At 48.2% G+C, this 2,076-nt stretch carries 2 protein-coding genes; both read left to right on the top strand.

From position 1 onward, the window contains the following. Positions 1 to 981, top strand: a 981-nt coding sequence (locus tag A3751_RS13975) for an iron-containing alcohol dehydrogenase (protein WP_068457157.1), incomplete at its 5' end; no start/stop codon positions are given. A gap of 203 nt (positions 982 to 1,184) precedes the next feature. After that, the coding region (gene prfC / locus A3751_RS13980) for a peptide chain release factor 3 (protein WP_068457161.1) at positions 1,185 to 2,076 on the top strand (892 nt) is incomplete at its 3' end.

Consider the following 2,076-nt stretch of genomic DNA (forward strand, 5'->3'; position numbering starts at 1 on the left):
CTTGAGCGCGGGGGCTTGGGAAGAGCGTTGTTTAGTGAGGTCTATCCAAACCCGGATGAGCTAAGTTTGGAGAAGGGGCTCGGTGTCTTCAGATCGGGTGGCCATGACGGGGTTGTTGCTTTGGGTGGGGGCTCGGCCCTAGATCTTGGTAAAATTATCGCCTTTATGTCAGGCCAGGCTAGGCCTGTTTGGGATTTCGAGGATGTTGATGATTGGTGGGCGAGAGCGGATTCAGAGGGAATCGCGCCCATTATTGCGATTCCTACTACCGCAGGGACTGGCTCTGAAGTTGGGCGAGCGGGTATTTTGACGAACTCGGTTGATCACGTAAAAAAAATCATTTTTCATCCGAAAATGTTGCCATCTGTGGTTATCTGCGATCCAGAGTTAACGCTGGGGCTGCCTCCAATGATTACGGCGGGTACCGGAATGGACGCTTTTATTCATAGTTTTGAGGCTTACTGCTCGCCACTCTATCACCCCATGTCTCAAGGCATCGCTTTGGAAGGGATGAAGCTCGTCAAAGATAATTTGCTTCAAGCTTACCAAGATGGCGGGGACGTTGTTGCTAGAGCAAATATGATGAGCGCTGCTGCGATGGGGGCTGTTGCATTTCAAAAGGGTTTGGGCTGCGTTCACGCTTTGTCGCATCCGCTTGGAGCGGTCTACGATACTCCGCACGGGATGACGAATGCGATTGCATTGCCATATGTTATGCAATTTAATCGGCCTGCCATCGAGTCTCGTGTAGAGAGACTCGCAGCATATCTCGATATCGAAGGCGGTTTTGATGGGTTTTATGCGTGGGTTGTCGCATTTTCGGAAAAATTAGGCGTGCCTAAAAAAATGTCGAAACTTGGCGTGGATAAGTCGCAATTAGATCTTTTGGCGCAGATGGCGGTGGATGATCCGAGTGCGGGAGGCAATCCCATTCCCTTGACTGTAACGATCACCCGAGAACTTTATGACCAAATAATCTGACCATCTGGCTGAAACGGCGAGGGATAAAGGGTACTCCTTTTTTGTGTTTCAGCCGTTTCATTGTGTTTGCTTGCAGCAAACTGTTTTATTGCCGTCTCCCAATTCGTTAGAATGCCGCTTCGTTTAATAAGAGCCGTAGAACTTGTCGTTTTAGAAAGAAGCAAGCCGGCGTGTCCCAAAGCACTACAGGATTAATTATTACCATGGCTGATGCCAAGTTTGCAGAAGAAATCAAGAATCGTCGAACCTTCGCGATTATATCTCACCCAGATGCCGGTAAGACGACGATAACCGAGAAAGTTCTTTTGTTCGGCGAGGCGATTCAAAAAGCTGGGACGGTAAAAGGTAAAAAGAGTGGCCAGCATGCGAAATCAGATTGGATGGAGATGGAAAAAGAGCGCGGTATCTCGGTCACAACGTCTGTTATGCAGTTTCCTTATAACGAAAAGCTCGTGAATCTTTTGGATACTCCCGGGCACGAAGATTTCTCAGAAGATACTTACCGTACATTGACGGCCGTTGATTCCTGCTTAATGGTGATTGACTCGGCCAAAGGTGTTGAGGCGCGGACGATTAAACTGATGGAGGTGACGCGTTTACGAGACACTCCGATTATCACTTTCATGAATAAATTGGATCGAGATATTCGTGATCCAATTGAGTTGATGGATGAAGTAGAAGATGTTCTTAAGATTGCGTGCGCACCGATCACTTGGCCAATCGGCTCGGGTAAGGAGTTTAAGGGCGTTTATCACCTTTACGAAGACAAGACTTATTTTTACAAGACTGGGCAGGGGCATCGTATCCAAGATTCAGAGATCATTGAGGGTTTGAATAACCCGTTGTTGGACGAGAAGCTGGGAGCATATGCCGAGGAGTTGCGAGATGAGATCGATCTCGTAAAAGGTGCTTCACATGAGTTTGATCAGGAGCTGTTTCTAGCGGGTGAGCTTACTCCAGTTTATTTCGGGACTGCTCTTGGAAATTTTGGGGTGGATCATATGCTAGACGGGCTGACAAAGTGGGCGCCCGCTCCCCAGTCACGAGAAACAGATCAGCGTGTTGTCGAGCCGTTAGAAGAGAAGTTTAGTGGCT

Source organism: Oleiphilus sp. HI0080 (genome assembly GCF_001635135.1).